Here is a 17,987-nt window from a genome sequence, read left to right as displayed (position 1 = left end):
GCCGACCCTACGCTCGCGTGTCCGCGGACCGGCGCCCGGTGCCGCGGACCCGCCGGCGCAGGACGCCGTACCAGGCGGGCACCTCGGCCTGGTCGTCGAAGCCGCGGGCGACGACCACGTCGGTGGAGGAGTGCAGCAGGATGGACAGCACGATGGTCAGCGCGACCAGGTGGAAGATCTCGTCGGCCGCGACGATGCCGGACTCCAGGACCAGCAGGCCGTAGACCACCGACGCGAAGCCCTTCGGGCCGAACCACATCGCCGCCGCCTGCTCGCGCAGATCCAGGCCGGAGCGCAGGAACGAGACCCACAGCGCGACCGGGCGGGCCACGAAGATGGCCAGGATCGCGAACAGCCAGCCGGTCCAGGAGATCTCGCCGAGGAAGCCCGGGGAGATCAGCGCGCCGAAGACCAGCAGGGCGGCGAGCTTGAACAGTTCGGCGATGTTCTCCCCGAAGTGCTCGAACGCGGCCCGCTGGCGCGGTCCGAAGGTGGCGACGGTGATCCCGGCGGCGAACGCCGCGAGGAACAGGTTGGCGTGGGTCGCCTGCGCGAGACCGAGAACCAGCAGGCCGATGGCGAGGCCGTTGAGCGGCTCGTAGGCGGGGGAGGCGGAGAAGAAGCGGCTGCGTTCGAGCAGGATCGCGGCGAACGGGACCACCACGCCGATCGCCAGGCCCAGGGCGATCTCCCAGGCCAGCTCGCCGAGGTGCAGGTCGGCGGAGCCGGCGGCGACGGCCAGGAAGACGATGACGAACGGCAGCGCCAGGCCGTCGTTGACGCCGGACTCGACGTTGAGCAGGTGCCGCAGCCGGGCCGGCACCTTGTCGTTGCCGACCAGGGCCGAGGCGAACACCGGGTCGGTGGGGGACAGGATCGCGCCGATCAGCAGCGACTCCGGCCAGCCCAGTCCCACCACGTAGTGGGCGGCCAGCGCGGTCACCAGCAGGGTGAGGGGCAGGCCCCAGCCCAGGGCCCGGCCGGGCAGCCGCCACGCCGAACGCAGGTCGGCCCAGCCGACCCGCATACCGTCGGTGAACAGCACCGCGAACAGCGCGAGTTCGGCGAGGGTCCCGACGATGCCGGAGTCGGCGCTGACGTCGAGGACACCGGTGACCCCGGGACCGAGCACGAACCCGGCGACCAGGAACAGCACGGCGGTGGACAGGATGGTGCGCTTGGCGAGCGCGGACACCAGTACGGCGAGCAGGAGAACAGCGGCGAAGGTCAGCAGCAGCACGAAGACTCCGGTACGTGGGAACGGTCGATCGACTGCCGACCAGACTTCCCGGCGCACCTGCCCGGAACCCTATCCGTTGCCGGCCACCGGCGGACAGCGGGTGATGCCGTCGCGGCTGCGAGCGGGCGCACCTCGTGTGATGATCATGGTGATGGTGACCGAACGGATCACGTGCTGATGGAATCGACGGCGGGGCAGCTGTTGCTGGGCCTGCTCCTGCTGGCCGGCTTGTTCCTGGCTGTCGGCCTCGGCTTCGCCGTGCTGGTGTGGACGCCGATGCCGGCGGCCGGGCGGGAGCGCCGGCCGGGGTCGTACCGCGACAGGAGCGCCGGATATCGGGCGTGGCCGCGCGCCGTGGCCGGCCGGCTGTGGGCCCGGGCCCGGCACGGCCGGTTGACGTTGCTGGTCGCCGGTCGGCTGTCGCAGGCCGTGGCGCATCCGGCACGTCTGGTGGTGTCCGGGTTCACCGCCGCGGTGCTGGCCGGCTCGCTGCTGCTGATGCTGCCGTTCGCCACCGCGTCCGGGCACGGCGCCCCGCCGGTGACCGCGATGTTCACCGCCACCTCCGCGGTCTGCGTGACCGGCCTGGTCGTCGTGGACACCGGAACCTACTGGTCGGGCTTCGGTGAGCTGGTCATCCTGCTGCTGATCCAGGTCGGCGGCTTCGGGATCATGACCCTGGCCTCACTGCTGGGGTTGCTGGTCGCCCGGCGGCTGCGGATGCGGCTGCGCCTGGGCGCCCAGGCCGAGACCAAGGCCCTCGGGGTCGGCGAGGTACGCGGGGTGATCCTCGGGGTGCTGCGCGTCAGCGTTCTCGTGGAGCTGGCGGTCGCCGCGGTGTTGACCTGGCGGTTCGCCGTCGGCTACGCCAACAGCTGGAGCCATGCCGGCTACCTGGGTGTGTTCCACGCCGTGTCGGCGTTCAACAACGCCGGCTTCGGCCTGTACCCGGACTCGCTGATGCGTTTCGCCGGCGATCCGCTGATCTGCCTGCCCATCAACGCTGCCGTCATCGTCGGCGGGCTCGGCTTCCCGGTCCTGTTCGAGCTGCGCCGCGAGTTCCGCACCCCGCGCCACTGGTCACTGCACACCAGGATCACCGTCGGGATGTCGGTGCTCTGCCTGGCCGCCGGCTGGCTGGCGATCGCCGCCGCCGAGTGGACCAACAAGGCCACCCTCGGTCCGCTCGGGCTCGCCGACAAACTCCTGGCCAGCCTCACCACGGCGGTCATGCCCCGCACCGCGGGCTTCAACAGTCTCGACGTCGCCGGGATGCGCGACCTCACCCTGCTCATCCACGACGTGCTCATGTTCATCGGCGGTGGCAGCGCCGGCACCGCCGGCGGCATCAAGGTCACCACCTTCGCCGTTCTGGGGTTCGTCATCCTCGCCGAGATCCGCGGCGAGCCGTCCGTGCACGCCCTCGGTCGCCGGCTGCCCTCCGGCGTGCAGCGCCAAGCCCTGACCATCGCGCTGCTCGGCGTCGCCGCGATCACCGTGTCGACCCTCGGCCTGCTGGCGCTGACCCCGTTCACCCTCGATGCGGTGCTGTTCGAGACGACCTCCGCGTTCGCCACCGTCGGGCTGTCGACCGGGATCACCGCCCACGTCGGCACCGCCGGGCATGTCATCCTGGGCCTGCTGATGTTCGTCGGCCGGCTCGGCCCCGCCACCGCCGTGACCGCGCTCGCGCTGCGGGAACGGACCCGCCGCTACGAACGAGCCGAGGAGAGACCCATCGTTGGCTAGAAAACCTGTCGATCACCGGATCGTCGTGCTCGGGCTCGGCCGCTTCGGCGGCTCCCTCGCCGCCGAGCTGGTCCGCCGTGGCTGGGAGGTCACCGGCATCGACGTGAGCGCCCAGGTCGTGCAGGGCTACGCCGACCTGCTGTCGCACACCGCGATCGCCAACACCACCGACGAGCAGTCACTGCGCCAGCTCGGCGTGCCCGAGGTGACCCACGCCGTGGTGGGTGTCGGCACCGACCTGGAGGCCAGCATCCTGACCACCGCGCTGCTGGCCGATCTCGGCGTACCCAACATCTGGGCCAAGGCGATCAGCCGCCAGCACGCCCGCATCCTGGAACGCGTCGGCGCCCACCACGTCGTCCTGCCCGAGCACGAGATGGGCGAGCGCGTCGCCCACCTGGTCACCGGTCACATCCTGAACTTCATCGAGTTCGAGGACGACTACGCCCTCGTCAAGACCCGCGCCCCGCAGGAGGCCGTCGACCGGACGCTTGCCGATTCCGCGCTGCGCGCCAGGTACGGGGTCACCGTGGTGTCCATCAAACGGCCGGGGGAGGAGTTCACCTACGCCACCGCCGACACCACCGTCTACGCCGGCGACATCCTGATCATCGCCGGCAAGACCCGTAACGTGGAGGCGTTCGCCGGCCTGGTCTGACCCCGCCGCGCCGGCCCGGCCGAGCTCCCCGCGGCGCGAGACGGGATCGCGGCCCGGGCCCGGAAACCGCCGCGACCTCACCTCCCGGGTGGTAATTTGGCTGCCAGACCGACACGCTAGGTGGTAGCGGTGGTAGGCATCGCAGGTCGTTCCATCGATCAGATCCGCGCGGAGATCGAAGATCGATTCGGTTTCTTCCCGCCGTTCTTCACCCCGGCGTTGGACCGCGCGGCGACGTTGGACAATCTGTGGCAGCAGACGCTGCGCAGCTACATCGACAACACGTTGCCGTCGCTGTGGCTGGAGCAGCTGTTCGCGGTGCTGTCGCGGTACTGCGACGTGCCGTACTGCCTGGTGTGCCACAGCTGCGCGCTGCGCCCGCTGGGCATGGACGCGACCGCGATCCTGCGCCTGCTCGACGGCCCGGGCGGGCTGCCCGACCCGGAGGAGGCCGCCACCGTGCTGACGGCGGCGCCGGCGGACCTGGCCGGCTGGGCGCAGCCGGGGCCGGTGGCCGACGCGGCGATGCGGGCGACGGTGTCGCTGTTCCTGCGCGACGGCGACCGCGACACGCTGGCGCCGCTGCTGCGCCGGGTGGTGCCGGCGGCCGACATGGACCAGCTGGTGATGTTCCTCGGCTACGTGACGACCTGCCTGGAGTGGGTGGAGGCGCATCCGGAGCTGTCCGTGGAAGCCGACCTGCGCGCGATGACCCACCTGGGGCCGTTGCTGGCCGAGCAACCGGCGCTGGGGCGCTTCTTCGCCGACTACACCCGCCGTCGCCGCACGGCCATGGCCGGGCGCGAGGCGGTTCTCGCCGAACGCGTGGCGCAGGCCGACCGCCGGTTCACCCTGGCCTTCGACCACGCCCCGATCGGGATGGCGCTGGTCGGCCTCGGCGGCACGTTCCTGCGCGTCAACGAATCGCTGTGCCGGATGCTCGGCCGCAGCGCCGACATCCTGGCCGTCACCACCTTCGCCGAGCTCACCCACCCCGACGACCTGCCCGACAGCCTTCGCTGCTTCAGCCAGATGATCGTCGGCGACATCGGCGCCTACCAGGCGGACAAGCGCTACCGCCACGCCGACGGCGGCTGGATCACCGTCCAGATCTCCGCGGCCCTGCTGCGCGCCGGGGACGGCAGCCCGCTGCAGTTCGTGACGCTGATCGAGGACGTCAGCGAGTCGCGGGCGCAGGCGGCGCGGCTGGAGGCGGCCAACGCCGAACTGCAGCGCAGCAACCGTGACCTGGAGCAGTTCGCCGCCATGGCCGCGCACGAGCTGAAGGGACCGCTGGCCGTCGTCGCCGGCCTCGCCGACTTCCTGGTCGACGACATCCCGGACGACGCACCCGAATGCCGGCACACCGCGACCCGCATCGCCGCGGCCGCGACCCGGATGACGACCTTCGTCGACGACCTGCTCGCCTACGCGCGGGCCGGGACGGAGGAGTTGCGGGTGCAGTGGGTCGACGTGGACGCGATGCTGCGGGAGATACTCGCCGAGATGGGGCCGCACCTGCAGGCCGGGCACACCCGGGTACGCCTGGGCCATCTCGGCGGCGTGTGGGCGCACCCCACGCACCTGCGCCAGGTGTTCGTCAATCTGATCAGCAACGCCGTCAAGTACACCGCCCCCGGAAGCCGGCCCACCGTCGAGATCACCGTCGTGGAGTACGACGACGACGTCGTCTACACCATCGCCGACAGCGGCCTCGGCGTGCCCGCCGACGCCCGCGAGACGATCTTCGACATGTTCCACCGTGAGCACCGGCACGCCGCTGCCGGCACCGGCGTGGGCCTGGCCATCTGCCACCGCATCATCGAGCGCCATGGCGGCCGGATCTGGGTCGAGGCCCGTCCCGGTGGCGGCAGCCTGTTCCGGATCCGGCTGCCCCGCTACCCCACGACGGGCGCCACCCCGCGGGGCCGGGTCGCCGCGCGGGCCCGCGGCGCGGCGGACCGCTGATCGGCCCTCGGCGCGCCGCGGCGCGGGCGGGGCACGACACACGGTGTCCGGCGGTATCCGCGAATGATGTGCCGGATCGGCGGAACCGGTCGCGCGCCCGACAGCCGGATCGGTCCGCGGTCCGGTACCGATAGGGGATGACCCGTCAACCGGCGCCGCCACGCCCGTCGCTCGCGCCGGCCGCCACCGCCCAAGGGGTGATCGAGTGAGCACGACCACTCACGAGACGCACGGCGACATTCCGGCCCAGCGCGACGCCGTGCCGCAGGCCGCGGTGCTCCCGGAGCTGCGACCGATGTGGTGGGAGCAGGGTATGCGGGCCCGGGCCGACGCCGGCCTGCTCGGCGTGTTCGCGGAGATGCCGCGGCTGGTGGTCGAGGCGTTACGGATGAGCTGGCGTGCTGACCGGCTGCGCACCGCGATCGTCGCGGTGGCGACCCTCGCCTCCGGGGCGATGGCCACGTTCGGGCTGCTGGCGACCCAGCGGGTGCTGGTCGAGCTGTTCGCCGCCGGCCCGACCCCCGATCGCGTCGCCGCGGCCGTGCCGGCGCTGGCGTGGCTGGCCGCCTCGATCGCGGTCCGCGGCGCGCTGGGCATCACGACCGGGTACGCGATGAACGGGCTGACGCCACGGGTCAACCAGCAGGCCGAGCGGCGCCTGTTCGAGGTGACGACCGCGGTGCGGCTGGACTCCTTCGACCAGGACGACTTCGCCGACAGCATGGAACGTGCCTCGCGCGGCACCGACGCGGTGATCGACCTGATCAAGGGGGTGATGAACCTGCTGGCCGGGGTCGTCAGCCTGCTCGCCGTCACGGTCGCCGTGGTGGTCATCCACCCGCTGCTGCTGGTCGCCTTGCTGCTGGCCACGACCCCGAACGCGTACGCGGCGCTGCGTGCCGGCCACGAGCGGTTCCAGACCTACCTGCAGGGCTCGGCGCGTCGACGGCGGCTCTGGGTGCTGCACCGGCTGATGGCGGAGCGGGTCTCGGCGTCCGAGCTGCGGTCCTACGGCCTGCGGGACTTCCTGCTGGGCCAGTACGACCGGGTGATGGGCGCGCAGACCGACATCGACCTGGCCCTGGCCCGCCGGGTCACCACGACCACCAGCATCGGCGCGATCGTCAGCGGCCTCGCCTCCGCCGGCGTGTACGTGCTGCTCGGGCTGCTGCTGCTGGACGGCCGGATCCCGCTGGCCGCCGCGGCGACGTGCGTGGTGGCGGTGCAGGCGGCGCAGCGGGCGCTGACCCAGGTCACCTTCCAGGTGGATCACGTCTTCGCCGAGGGTCAGCACTTCAACGAGTACGTCATGTTCCTCGAACGGGCCGCCGAGCACCTGCCCACCCGGCGCGTGACGCCCGCGCCCCGCCCGGAGAGCCTGCGCGAGCTGGCCGTGCACGCCGCCGTGCACCGCTACCCGGACCGCGAGGCGCCCGCGGTCGACGACGTGACGCTGACGATCCAGGCCGGCGAGACGATCGCTCTGGTCGGGGAGAACGGTTCGGGCAAGTCCACGCTGGCCGCGATGATCGCCGGGCTGCGGGAGCCCGCGTCCGGCCGCATCCTGTGGAACGGCCGCCCCCTCGCCGAATGGGACCGTGCCGCGCTGGGCGACCGGATCTGCGTGGTGTTGCAGGAACACCACAGGTGGCCGTTCACGGCGACCACGAACATCGCGATGGGCGACATCGGCGCGGCGCCGGACCGGGCCCGGATCGAGGCCGCGGCGGCGATGGCGGCCGCCCACGGCATGATCCTGGAGCTGCCGCACGGCTACGAGACGCTGCTGGACCGCACCTTCAAGGACGGCCAGGACCTCTCCGGCGGCCAGTGGCAGCGGATCACCGCCGCCCGCGGCTTCCTGCGCGACGCCGACCTGCTGATCATGGACGAGCCGTCGTCCGCGCTGGATCCCCGCGCCGAGGACACCCTGTTCCAGGCCATCCGCGGCCGGCAGGGCCGGCGCACCACGATCCTGATCACCCACCGGCTCGCCAACGTGGTGCACGCCGACCGGATCTTCGTGATGCACGACGGCCGGCTGGTCGAGCAGGGCACGCACGACGACCTGATCGCCGCGGAGGGCCGCTATGCCGAGCTGTTCTCGTTGCAGGCCGCCGGCTACACCGGCAGCGCGGGCGTGGCGCCCTGAGCACGCCTGTCGCGTACGATCAAATCGTTGTCGCCCTGGGTCAAGTGCCGAAGGCCGCGAGACCCTACCGTGGGCGCATGGATTTCCGTCCTTCCCCGCGCGCGGCCGAGCTGGCCGAGGCCGTGCAGGCGTTCGTGCGCGACGAGATCGAGCCGGTGGAGCAGCGGGTGCGGCGCGCCGACGCCGGTGACGGCCGCTGGCAGGTGCCCCCGCAGGTCCGCGAATTGCAGCGCCGGGCGCGCGCCCAGGGCCTGTGGAACCTGTTCCTGCCGGCCGGTCACGAGGGGGAGTACGCGCGGCGCTACGGCACGCGTGGCGGCGCCGGACTGTCGACTGTCGAGTACGCGCCGGTGGCCGAGGCGACCGGCTGGTCGTTCCTGGCGCCGTACGTCTTCAACTGCAACGCCCCGGACACCGGCAACGCCGAGGTGCTGCTGCGATACGGCTCGCCGCAGCAGCGTGAGCGCTGGCTGGACCCGTTGCTGGACGGGCGGATCCGCAGCGCGTTCGCGATGACCGAACCCGGTGTGGCCTCCTCCGACGCGACGAACATGCAGCTGACCGCGGTCGTCGACGGCGACGAGGTGGTGCTCGACGGTCGCAAGTGGTGGACCACGGGCGTGGGCCACCCGGACTGCTCGGTGCTGATCGTGATGGGCCTGACCGACCCCGGGGCGCACCGCTACGCCCGGCACTCCATGGTGCTCGTCCCGATCGACGCGCCCGGGGTCAAGGTGGAGCGGATGCTCGACACCATGGGGTTCTTCGACGAGCCGTTCGGGCACGGCGAGGTGTCGTTCACCGGCGTACGGGTGCCGCTGTCGAACGTCATCGCGGGCCCGGGCCGGGCCTTCGAGATCGCGCAGGGCCGCCTCGGCCCGGGCCGGGTCCACCACGCGATGCGCCTGGTCGGGCTGGCCGAACGCGCCCTGCATCTGGCCTGCGAGCGTGCCCTGTCGCGGACCGCGTTCGGCAAGCCGCTGGCCAACCTGGGCGGCAACCGGGAACGGATCGCCGACGCCCGCATCGCGATCAACTCGCTGCGGCTGCTGATCATGCACGCGGCGTGGAAGCTGGACACCGAGGGGCCGATGGCCGCGATGTCCGAGGTCAGCCAGATCAAGGTGGCCGCCCCGAACGTCGCCCAGCGGGTCATCGACTTCGCCATGCAGATCCACGGCGGCGCCGGGCTCTCCAGCGACTTCCCGCTGGCCGCCGCCTGGACCGCGGCCCGGGCGATCCGGCTGGCCGACGGCCCCGACGAGGTGCACCGCGGTGTCGTCGCCCGCATCGAGCTCGCCGGGCACGGAGCGGCGCGATGAGGCGGGTGCTGATCACCGGCGGCGCGTCCGGGCTGGGCGCCGCGCTGGCCGCCCGCTGCGCCGCGCGCGGCGACCGGGTGCTGGTCACCGACCTGGTCGAGCCGGCCGCCCTGCCCGGCGGCGCCGTCTTCCAGAGGCTCGACATCACCGGCGAGGCCGACTGGACGCGGGCGCTGCAGCGGGTCCGCGACGACTTCGGCGGCCTGGACGTGCTGGTCAACAACGCCGGCATCGCCGCCGGTGGCCGCATCGACCGGCTCGGCGCCGAGCACTGGCAGCGGGTGCTGACGGTCAACGTGCTGGGCGCGGTGAACGGCTGCCGCACCTTCACGCCGCTGTTCAAACAGCAGGGCCACGGCCACCTGGTCAACGTGGCCTCCGCCGCCGGGCTGGTCCACCCGCCGTCGATGAGCTCCTACAACGCGAGCAAGGCGGCGATCGTCGCGCTGTCCGAGACGCTGCGCCACGAACTGGGGCCCTGGGGCGTGGACGTCTCCGTCGTCTGCCCCACGTTCTTCCGCACCAACCTGGCGGCGTCGCTGTCCGGCGACGACCCGATGATGACCCGGGCCGCCACCGCACTGATCACCGAGGCGCGGCTGGGCGCGGACGAGATCGCCGCGCGGGTGCTGCGGGCCGTGGATGCCCGCACCTTCCTGATCCTGCCCGACCGCAACGCCCGGGTCGCCTACTGGACCAAGCGGTTCGCGCGCGCCCTGTACGACCGCCGGATGCTGGCCGCCGGCGCGAAGACCCGCCGCGCGGAGCTCTCCGGAGGCGCCGGATGAGCCGGGGCGTCGTACTGATCACCGGCGCCAGCGCGGGGCTGGGCGAGGAGATGGCGCGGCAGTTCGCCGCCCTCGGCTACGACCTCGCCCTGTGCGCCCGGCGCACCGACCGGCTCACCGCTCTCGCCGCCGAGCTGGGCGGCCCCGGCAAGCCGCGGGTCAGCGTACGCCGGCTGGACGTCACCGACGACGCGGCGGTGTTCCGCGTGTTCGGCGAGTTCGCCGCCGCATTCGGCCGCATCGACCGGGTGGTGGTCAACGCCGGGCTGGGCAAGGGCGCGCCGCTGGGCTCCGGCCGGTGGGACGCGAACCGGGACACCGCCATGGTCAACTTCGTCGGGGCGCTGGCGCAGACCGAAGCCGCCCTGCAGATCTTCCGGGCCCAGCAGGGCGGCCACCTGGTGCTCATCTCCTCGATGTCCGCGCTGCGCGGGATGCGCAAGTCGATGACCACCTACGCGGCGACGAAGGCCGGCGTGGCGGCGATCGCCGAGGGCGTGCGCTCCGAGCGGATCCGCGGCGTGGACGTCTCGGTGATCTACCCGGGCTACATCCGCTCCGAGATGAACGCGCACGTGCAGCAGAAGACCCGGTTCATGGTGGATACCCGCACCGGGGTGCGCGCGATGGTCGCCGCGATCGAGAAGCGCAGGGCGAAGGCGTACGTGCCGGCCTGGCCGTGGGCGCCGATCGCCGTGGCCATGCGCGTCCTGCCGCTGTCCGTGGTCCGGAGGATGGTGTGAGCCTGCGGCCGGTACGCGCCGAGGACGCGTTCGACGCGGCGGCGGTCGCCGGGTGGCTGGGCGTCGACGGCACACCGCAGGTGCGGCAGTTCGCCGGCGGCGCGTCCAACCTCACCTACCTGCTGCGCTGGCCGGAGCGGGACCTGATCCTGCGCCGCCCGCCGGCCGGGCGGAAGGCGGCCGGCGCGCACGACATGGGCCGCGAGTACCGTATCCAGGCCGCGCTCGCACCGGTCTTCCGCCACGTGCCGGAGATGGTCGCGTACTGCGCCGACGAGTCGGTGATCGGCTCGCCGTTCTACCTGATGCGGCGGGTGGCCGGGCACATCCCGCGCCGCGAACTCGGCCTCGATCTGCCGCCCGGACAGGTCCGGCAGCTGTGCACCCGGGCCCTCGACCTGCTCGCCGACCTGCACGCGGTCGACCCGGCCGCGGCCGGCCTGTCCGACCTGGGCCGCGGCGCCGGGTACGTGTCCCGGCAGGTCGACGGCTGGAGCGGGCGGTACCGCGCCGCCCGTACCCGCAACGTCGGCTCGTTCGAGAAGGTGATGGCGTGGCTGCGGGACAACCAGCCCGCCGACCGCGGCGCCTGCCTGATCCACAACGACTTCCGCTTCGACAACCTGGTCTTCGACCCTGCCGACCCGACCCGGCCGGTGGCGCTGCTGGACTGGGAGATGGCCACCGTCGGCGACCCGCTGATGGACCTCGGCGGCGCCCTGGCCTACTGGGTGCAGGCCGATGACGGACCGCTGATGCGGGCCTTCCGCCGCCAGCCCACCCACACGCCGGGCATGCTGACCCGCCGCGAGGTGGTCGACTACTACTGCGCGCGCAGCGGCATCGGGCTCACCGACCGGCAGTGGGCGTTCTACGAGGTGTTCGGCCTGTTCCGGCTCGCGGTGATCGTCCAGCAGATCTACTACCGTTACCACCACCGGCAGACCCGCAACCCGGCGTTCCGGCACTTCTGGGTGGCGAGCCTGATGCTGGAGGCACGCTGCCGGCGCATCATCGGCCGGGTGGCACGAGGCAGGGAGCCCGGATGACCCGTCGACTGATCAGAGCCCGCCGCTGGACGCCGCCGGCCCGCCGGGACCGCGGGCCCACCGCGCCGCTGAGGGTGCTGCGCCGGCTGCCGACCGGCGGGCACGGACCCGAGGACGTCGTCTTCGACACCGCCGGACAAATCCTCACCGGCACCGCCGACGGGCGCATCCTGCGCATCGACCCGGCCACCGGCGAACGCACGGTGCTCGCCGACACCGGCGGCCGCCCGCTCGGGCTGCACGCGCGCGCCGACGGCGGCGTCCTGGTCTGCGACCACGACCGGGGACTGCTCCTGGTACGCCCGGACGGCGCCGTCGACACCCTCGTCGACACGGTCGACGGCGCGCCGCTGACCTTCGCCAGCAACGTGACGCAGGCCGCCGACGGCACGATCTGGTTCACCACCTCCACCACCCGGTGGCGCCTGCACGACCATCTCGGTGACGTCTTCGAGCACTCCGGCACCGGCCGGTTGCTGCGCCGCGACCCGGACGGCGCCGTCACCACGCTGCTGACCGGACTGAAATTCGCCAACGGACTGGTCCTGGCCCCCGACGAATCGCACCTGCTGTTCGCCGAGACCACCGGTTACCGGATCCGCCGGTATCAGCTGACCGGCCCGGACGCCGGGCGTACCGACGTGCTGGTCGACAACCTGCCCGGCTTCCCGGACAACATGTCGCTGGGCAGCGACGGCCTGCTCTGGCTCGGCATCGCCGCCCCGCGCGACCGCCTGCTGGACCGGCTGCTGCCGCTGCCCGGATTCCTGCGGCTGCTGCTGTGGAACCTGCCCGCGGCGGTCCGGCCCCGGCCCGCCGTCGTCGCCTGGGTGATGGCCTTCACCCTCGACGGGCGCCCGGTGCACGACCTGCGCGCCGCCGACGGCTCGTACGGCTTCGTCACCTCGGCGGCCGAGCACCACCGGACGATCGTCGCGGGCAGCCTCACCGAGGACGACGTGGCGGTGCTGGCCGCACCGTGACCGGGGGCCCTACTGCCGGGCCGCGCGCCGCAGCGCGGACGGGCTGGTACCCCACCACCGGCGGGCGCAGCGGCTGAGCACCGCCTGCTCGGCGAACCCCAGCAGCCGGCTCACCTGAGCCAGCGGCATGTCGGTCCCGGTGAGATAGGTGTGCGCCCGGGACCGGCGCAGGCCGTCCAGGATCTCCGCGAACGACCGGCCCTGGCCGGCCAGTTCGCGTTGCAGGGTGCGCGGGTGCACGGCGAGCGCTCGCGCGACGCCGGCCAGATCGGTCGAACCGGTGCCCAGCGCCTGCGCCAGAACCGCACGCACCCGCGCCGCCACCGGGCTGCCCGGTTCCGGCGCCTGCCGGGACAGGAACGCCAGCGCCAGGCTGCGCAGCGTCGCGTCCACCCCTTCCAGCGGGCGGCCGAGCAGGCTCGCCGGCACCCGCAGCAGCGCCTCCGGCCGGCCGAACCGGACCCGCGCCCCGAACGCCTGCTCGTACCGCTGCCGGGGCGCCGCCGGCCGGTGCGGCAGATCCACCGACCGCAGCCCGTACCCGCCGCCGACCAGGAAGGTCACCGCACGGTGCACGAACAGCACGGTCATGTCCGTCGCCTGGGGCAGCGGCCGCACCCCCGCGCCGAACGCGTACCGCAGGCCCTTGACCCCCGGCGCGCCCTCCGGGTCGTCGATCAGCGACACGTGCAGGTCACGGGCGTGCACGAACATGTACCGCGACGTGCACTCCAGGGCGTCGCCGACCGACGGCGAGTGCTGGATGGCCACCGCCAGCGGGCCGAGCATGCTCAGATCCTGCGCCGACGCCACCCGCAGGCCGAGGTCCGGGCAGCGCAGCGCCACCGCCGCGATCTCCAGCACCGCCGCGATCGCGGTGTCCTCGATCAGCAGGTCGTCGGTGTCCAGGGCGGCCACCGGCAGACCGGCCTGCCGGGCGTAGCGCGCCGGATCGCCGCCGAGCCCCTCGACGGTCTCCCGGAACCTCTGCAGACCGGCCGAGCGCACGAGCGACACCGCCGAAGACTATCGCCGGCCGACCGGCGCCCCGGGCGTGGGCCGCAGCGCCTGCCGCCGGCGCCGCTCCTCGGCACTCCGGGCGTGGGCCGCAGCGCCTGCCGCCGGCGCCGCTCCTCGGCTCAGCCGCCGGCCGATCCCGGGGTCGGCGCCGGCGCGCCCGAACACCCGAACCGGCCGGATCCGGATGCCGATGCCTGCCGGCGCGGGCGCTCGCGGGCCCGGATCACGAGCGACTCGTCACGAAGATGTCGTCGGCGCCGTTCGTGTCGTCCGGGACGAGGTTCGCCGCCCCGGCGCGGTAGAAGACCAGGCGGCCGTCGTGGCTCAACACGCCGCTGTCCGCGCCGTCCGCCTGCGCGCCCGAGCCGGTGACGGACACCCGCTCGGTGACGCCGCCGGCCCGGTCGTACACGAACAGGTCGCCGGCCAGGTTGGTGTCGTCCGCGACGACCTGGCCGGAACTCGACCAGAACGCGATCGAGCCGCCGTCGCCGCTGACCGCCGGCGACGACGCCCACCCCGCGTCCAGGGGCTGCCCGTCGTGCCCGCGGGAGACCAGTGTGGTCTCGCCCGTGCCGGTGTCGTGCAGGTACACGTCGATGTCGTCGTTGGTGTCGTCCGGGGCGAACGCGGCGGTGGTGGCGTAGCCGACGTACCGGCCGTCCGCGCTGACCGACGGATCGCTGTAGATCCAGAAATCGGTGCCCTGCGAGCCGTCGCCGGTCACGCTGATCCGCTGGACCGCGCCGGTCGTGAGGTCCTTGAGGAAGATGTCCTCGGTGTCGTTGGTGTCGCCGGGCACCAGGTTCGTGGCGTCGGAGGCGAACGCGAGGTGCCGGCCGTCGGCGGTGATGACGCCCCGGGAACTGGACCGGTCGCCCTGGGCGCCGTCGGCGGCACGGGAGGCGATCGTGGTCGCGCCGGTCTGGCGGTCGTGGACGAAGATGTCCTCGTACCAGCCGTTGGCGTCCGGGACGAGGTCCTCGGAACGGGACTTGAACGTCACGTACCGGCCGTCGCCGCTGATGCTGGGGGACGTGCCGCCCGCGGCCCCGGTCGGGACCGGTGTGGTCGCCCGGGCGGCCCGGTCGTACACGTAGACCCGGGGCGGCTCGGCGCTCGTCCCGGTCCACGAGTAGTAGGTGACGAACCGGCCGTCGGCGCTGATCTGCGATCCTCCGGAGCTGCCCGGCAGCGGTCTGCCGTCCGCGCCACGGGAGATCAGCTCCAGGGAGCCGGTGGCGCGGTCGACGAGAAAGACGTCGTACTGGCCGTTGTCGTCGTCGGACGCCAGGTTCGACGCCTGCGACTCGAAGACGACGAACCGGCCCCGCGCGTCGGCGGACGGCAGGAGGGAATCCTTCTCGCCCTGGGTGCCGTCCGGGGTGACCGACACGAGCCGCGTGGCCAGGACGGCGGCGTGCGCGGGCGCCGGCAGCGCGGCCGCGAGCGCGGCGGTGACGGTCAGACAGCAGCACAGACGTGCGGATGGTGTGCGGCGCATGGCAGGTGGTTCCTTCCCCCGTGTACCTCGTCGCCTCGGGCCGAGACCGGCGCGACGATATCAGGTTCGATGAATGCCGGTCGTGACGCGGACATCGATCGGCGTCCGGGCCGTGCCGTGCCGGCTCGCGGCTGCCGGGGCCGCGGGATCCGGCGCCGGCCCCCGACGTGCACACCGTGCCGCCGGCCACCCGTCGCGCCCGAGCGCACGATTCCGCGGTACCCGCGGACGCGGGCGGCGGCATGACGGGGCGGCGCCGGGGTGCTCGAAGCTCCATCCTCCCGGCGGCCCGGGGGGAGGGCCGGCTTCGCGCGCCGGACGAGCCTGCGGGCGCGGGCCGGGCAGCGCCGCGGCGGCCGGGGCCGCGGGTGAGAGCATGGCGGGCGGTGCTCGACGGAGCCCGCTGAGAGGGTACGACGATGTTTGATCATTTCGTGTGGTCGGTGGTCGTGGCGCCGCCGCTGGCCGCGCTGGTGGTGCGGCTGCTCGCGGACCGGCTCGCGCCCGGCCGGGCGGCGCCGGTGGTCGCCTGGTCGGCGCTGACCGTGGCCGCGGCCAGCACGATCAACCTGTTGTTGCTGGCCGCGCACGCGCTCGCCCAGACGCCGGTGGCCGGCCGGCTGTTCGGCTGGTCGCCCGCGGTCGTCGCGGCCGACACCGCCGGGGTCGGGTGGGTGCCGTGGTGCAGCCTGGCGCTCTCGGTCCTGGTGCTGGTGCTGGTGGCGCGGCGCTGGCGGCGGCAGCGGCGGGTGCTGGCGATGGCGCCGGACGGCGGGCCGGGCGGCGTGGTCGTGCTGACCGACGAGGCGCCGCGGGCGTTCGCGGTCCCCGGCGATCCGGGGCACGTGGTGGTCACCACCGGGATGCGCGGGCTGCTCACCGACCGGCAGTTCGAGGCGCTGCTCGCGCACGAGCACGCGCACCTGGCCGGGGGTCACCACCGGCTGGCCCGGGTGGCCGAGCTGGCGGTGGCCGCGCATCCGGCGCTGTGGTGGGTCGCCAGGCACGTCGACTACCTGATCGAGCGGGCCGCCGACGAGCGGGCCGCGACCGACCTGGGCAGCCGGCGGACGCTGGCGCACGCGATCGGGGTGGCGGCGCTGGCCGGGGCGGGCAGCCCGGTCACGGCGGCGTTGCACGCGGCGGCGCCGGGCGGGGTCGTACCCCGGCGGGTCGCGCACCTGTTGCGGCCGCCGCCGCGACCGGCCCCGGGGGCCCTGCTGATCGTGCCGGTGCTGGTCGCGCTCAGCTCGGTGGTCTGGACCGGTGAGGCGACCGTCGATCTGGTCGAGCTGATCCGGGCGGCGCTGCGGTGACACCGCGGCCCGCGGTGGCCGGTCGCGATCATGCCTGGGCGAACAGCGCGCGGTAGCCGGCGGGGCGCCGTCCGGGATCGGGCCGGGCGAACAGCGCCCGGTGGTCGGCGGGGGCGCCGTCCGGATCGGCCCGGCGAACAGCGCGCCCGGTGGCCGGCGGCGGGGTCGTCAGCCGGCACCGGGCTCAGGCGAACAGCGCCCGGCCCCAGTGGTCGTCGGCGGCGGGCAGGCCGGGCGGGCAGGCGAACAGGCCGCTGGACACGTGCCGGATGTACTCGTTGAGCGCATCCTGCTTGGCCAGCCGGCTCTGCACCGGGACGAACTGCTTGTGCGGGTCCCGCTGGTAGGACATGAAGAACAACCCGGCGTTGAGGCGCCCCAGCCCGTCCGAGCCGTCGACGAAGTTGTAGCCGCGCCGCAGCATCCGGGCGCCGCCGTTCTGGTCCGGGTGCGCCAGGCGCAGGTGCGAGTCGGCGGCGATGACCGGCAGGCCCGCGCCGTCCTGCGCGGCGAAGTCCGGCTCGTCGTGCTCGCGCGCGCCGGTCAGCGGGGCGCCCTCGCCCTTGTCCCGCCCGATGATCGTCTGCTGTTCGGACAGCGGTGACCGGTCCCAGGTCTCGATCAGCATCCGGATCTTACGGGTGACCAGATACGACCCGCCCGTCATCCAGTCCGGCCCGTCGCCGGGCTGCACCCACAGGTGCTCGTCGAGCAGCGCGGCGTCCTCGGCCTTGAGGTTGCGGGTGCCGTCCTTGAACCCGAAGAGGTTGCGCGGCGTGGCCTGCGATCGGGAGGTCGACGAGGTACGGCCGAAGCCGAGCTGCGACCAGCGGACGCTGACCTTGCCCATCCCGATCCGCGCCAGGTTGCGGATCGCGTGCACCGCGACCTGCGGGTCGTGGGCGCAGGCCTGCACGCCGATGTCGCCGCCGCTGATCGCCGGCTCCAGCGCGTCGCGGGGGAACTTCGGCAGGTCGGCGAGGGCGGCGGGGCGCCGGGCGGCGATCCCGAAGCGGTCCCTGCCGCGGGCGTCGCGAAACAGCGTCGGCCCGAAGCCGATGGTCAGGGTGAGTCCGGAGGCGGGCAGGCCGAGCGCCTCGCCGGTGTCGTCCGGCGGGGCCTCCGGCGAGCCGCCGACGGCGCCGAACGTGCCCGCGTCCCGGCCGGCGGTCATCCGCGCGGCGGCGGCCGTCCAGTCCTGCAGCATCTCGACCAGCGCGGCCCGGTCGTCGGTGATCACGTCGAAGGCGCAGAAGTGCAACCGGTCCTGGGCCGGGGTGACGATCCCGGCCTGTCGCCGGCCGTAGAACGGGATCGCGCCGCCGGCGTCGGCCGACGTGGCGACCGGCTCCGGGTCGTGGCGGGTCAGGGCCAGCGCCCCGGCGCCCGCGGCGGCCACGCCCGCGGCTCCCGCGCCGGCCAGCCCGAGGACCTTGCGCCGCTGCATCTGCCAAGCCTTTCTTCGTGGGTTTTCCGGTCGCGACCACGCCGTGGC

14 protein-coding genes are annotated in these 17,987 nt (G+C 73.7%); 10 read left to right on the top strand and 4 right to left on the bottom strand.

Annotated features, from left to right (window positions below):
- Positions 1-7: 7 nt before the first annotated feature.
- On the bottom strand, positions 8-1,240 hold the full coding sequence (locus tag ACTEI_RS18400; RefSeq protein ID WP_122978781.1) for a cation:proton antiporter: 1,233 nt from the start codon (positions 1,238-1,240) through the stop codon (positions 8-10).
- Positions 1,241-1,417: 177 nt separating this feature from the next.
- Here ACTEI_RS18400 and ACTEI_RS18395 point away from each other — a divergent pair, with 177 nt between their 5' ends.
- The 9 genes from ACTEI_RS18395 to ACTEI_RS18355 all read left to right on the top strand — a co-directional run bounded on the left by ACTEI_RS18395 (position 1,418) and on the right by ACTEI_RS18355 (position 12,652).
- A complete protein-coding gene (locus tag ACTEI_RS18395) occupies positions 1,418-2,989 on the top strand; it encodes a TrkH family potassium uptake protein (RefSeq protein WP_239082373.1) in 1,572 nt (523 codons plus the stop codon).
- Positions 2,982-3,647 carry a potassium channel family protein gene (locus ACTEI_RS18390; protein WP_203723640.1) on the top strand — a complete coding sequence of 222 codons (666 nt, stop codon included), beginning with the start codon at positions 2,982-2,984 and terminating at the stop codon, positions 3,645-3,647. Before ACTEI_RS18395 ends, ACTEI_RS18390 begins: the two co-directional genes overlap by 8 nt.
- 129 nt (positions 3,648-3,776) lie before the next feature.
- Positions 3,777-5,615 (top strand): sensor histidine kinase, encoded by a 1,839-nt coding sequence (locus tag ACTEI_RS18385; RefSeq protein ID WP_122978780.1) that lies wholly within the window; start codon positions 3,777-3,779, stop codon positions 5,613-5,615.
- A gap of 295 nt (positions 5,616-5,910) precedes the next feature.
- Entirely contained in the window at positions 5,911-7,767 is a 1,857-nt protein-coding gene (locus ACTEI_RS18380) for an ABC transporter ATP-binding protein (RefSeq protein ID WP_122982242.1), read from the top strand.
- Positions 7,768-7,844: 77 nt separating this feature from the next.
- Positions 7,845-9,089 carry an acyl-CoA dehydrogenase family protein gene (locus ACTEI_RS18375; protein ID WP_122978779.1) on the top strand — a complete coding sequence of 415 codons (1,245 nt, stop codon included), beginning with the start codon at positions 7,845-7,847 and terminating at the stop codon, positions 9,087-9,089.
- Positions 9,086-9,877, top strand: a complete 792-nt coding sequence (locus ACTEI_RS18370; protein WP_122978778.1) for an SDR family NAD(P)-dependent oxidoreductase — start codon at positions 9,086-9,088, stop codon at positions 9,875-9,877. Before ACTEI_RS18375 ends, ACTEI_RS18370 begins: the two co-directional genes overlap by 4 nt.
- The gene (locus tag ACTEI_RS18365) at positions 9,874-10,620 is read left to right on the top strand and encodes an SDR family oxidoreductase (RefSeq protein WP_122978777.1); all 747 of its coding nucleotides are present in this window, start codon (positions 9,874-9,876) and stop codon (positions 10,618-10,620) included. The genes ACTEI_RS18370 and ACTEI_RS18365 overlap by 4 nt, the downstream gene beginning before the upstream one ends.
- Complete coding sequence (locus tag ACTEI_RS18360; protein ID WP_122978776.1) at positions 10,617-11,669, top strand: phosphotransferase family protein; 1,053 nt, start codon at positions 10,617-10,619, stop codon at positions 11,667-11,669. The genes ACTEI_RS18365 and ACTEI_RS18360 overlap by 4 nt, the downstream gene beginning before the upstream one ends.
- The gene (locus ACTEI_RS18355) at positions 11,666-12,652 is read left to right on the top strand and encodes an SMP-30/gluconolactonase/LRE family protein (protein ID WP_122978775.1); all 987 of its coding nucleotides are present in this window, start codon (positions 11,666-11,668) and stop codon (positions 12,650-12,652) included. Before ACTEI_RS18360 ends, ACTEI_RS18355 begins: the two co-directional genes overlap by 4 nt.
- Positions 12,653-12,661: 9 nt before the next feature.
- Here the strand turns inward: ACTEI_RS18355 and ACTEI_RS18350 are convergent, their stop codons facing one another.
- Both ACTEI_RS18350 and ACTEI_RS18345 read right to left on the bottom strand, forming a co-directional pair.
- Positions 12,662-13,669, bottom strand: a complete 1,008-nt coding sequence (locus tag ACTEI_RS18350) for an AraC family transcriptional regulator (RefSeq protein WP_122978774.1) — start codon at positions 13,667-13,669, stop codon at positions 12,662-12,664.
- A 226-nt stretch (positions 13,670-13,895) separates the two neighbouring features.
- Positions 13,896-15,176 (bottom strand): TolB family protein, encoded by a 1,281-nt coding sequence (locus ACTEI_RS18345; protein WP_122978773.1) that lies wholly within the window; start codon positions 15,174-15,176, stop codon positions 13,896-13,898.
- A 419-nt stretch (positions 15,177-15,595) separates the two neighbouring features.
- Between ACTEI_RS18345 and ACTEI_RS18340 the strand changes: the two genes are divergently transcribed.
- The gene (locus ACTEI_RS18340; RefSeq protein WP_122978772.1) at positions 15,596-16,492 is read left to right on the top strand and encodes a M56 family metallopeptidase; all 897 of its coding nucleotides are present in this window, start codon (positions 15,596-15,598) and stop codon (positions 16,490-16,492) included.
- A 184-nt stretch (positions 16,493-16,676) separates the two neighbouring features.
- Here ACTEI_RS18340 and efeB read toward each other — a convergent pair whose 3' ends face one another.
- Positions 16,677-17,939, bottom strand: a complete 1,263-nt coding sequence (gene efeB, locus ACTEI_RS18335; RefSeq protein WP_122978771.1) for an iron uptake transporter deferrochelatase/peroxidase subunit — start codon at positions 17,937-17,939, stop codon at positions 16,677-16,679.
- Positions 17,940-17,987 lie beyond the last annotated feature (48 nt).

Source organism: Actinoplanes teichomyceticus ATCC 31121 (assembly GCF_003711105.1).
Classification (GTDB): Bacteria; Actinomycetota; Actinomycetes; order Mycobacteriales; family Micromonosporaceae; genus Actinoplanes; species Actinoplanes teichomyceticus.
Note: the sequence above shows the minus strand (reverse complement) of the source record. Positions and strands in the feature narration are given on the sequence as shown.

Bases quoted from the DNA above. Each gene is read 5' to 3' on its own strand.
- ACTEI_RS18395 (WP_239082373.1), top strand. From the start codon at position 1,418: ATGGAATCGACGGCGGGGCAGCTGTTGCTGGGCCTGCTCCTGCTGGCC.
- ACTEI_RS18370 (WP_122978778.1), top strand. From the start codon at position 9,086: ATGAGGCGGGTGCTGATCACCGGCGGCGCGTCCGGGCTGGGCGCCGCG.
- ACTEI_RS18365 (WP_122978777.1), top strand. From the start codon at position 9,874: ATGAGCCGGGGCGTCGTACTGATCACCGGCGCCAGCGCGGGGCTGGGC.
- ACTEI_RS18375 (WP_122978779.1), top strand. From the start codon at position 7,845: ATGGATTTCCGTCCTTCCCCGCGCGCGGCCGAGCTGGCCGAGGCCGTG.
- ACTEI_RS18340 (WP_122978772.1), top strand. From the start codon at position 15,596: ATGTTTGATCATTTCGTGTGGTCGGTGGTCGTGGCGCCGCCGCTGGCC.
- ACTEI_RS18345 (WP_122978773.1), bottom strand. From the start codon at position 15,176: ATGCGCCGCACACCATCCGCACGTCTGTGCTGCTGTCTGACCGTCACC.
- efeB (WP_122978771.1), bottom strand. From the start codon at position 17,939: ATGCAGCGGCGCAAGGTCCTCGGGCTGGCCGGCGCGGGAGCCGCGGGC.
- ACTEI_RS18380 (WP_122982242.1), top strand. From the start codon at position 5,911: ATGTGGTGGGAGCAGGGTATGCGGGCCCGGGCCGACGCCGGCCTGCTC.
- ACTEI_RS18355 (WP_122978775.1), top strand. From the start codon at position 11,666: ATGACCCGTCGACTGATCAGAGCCCGCCGCTGGACGCCGCCGGCCCGC.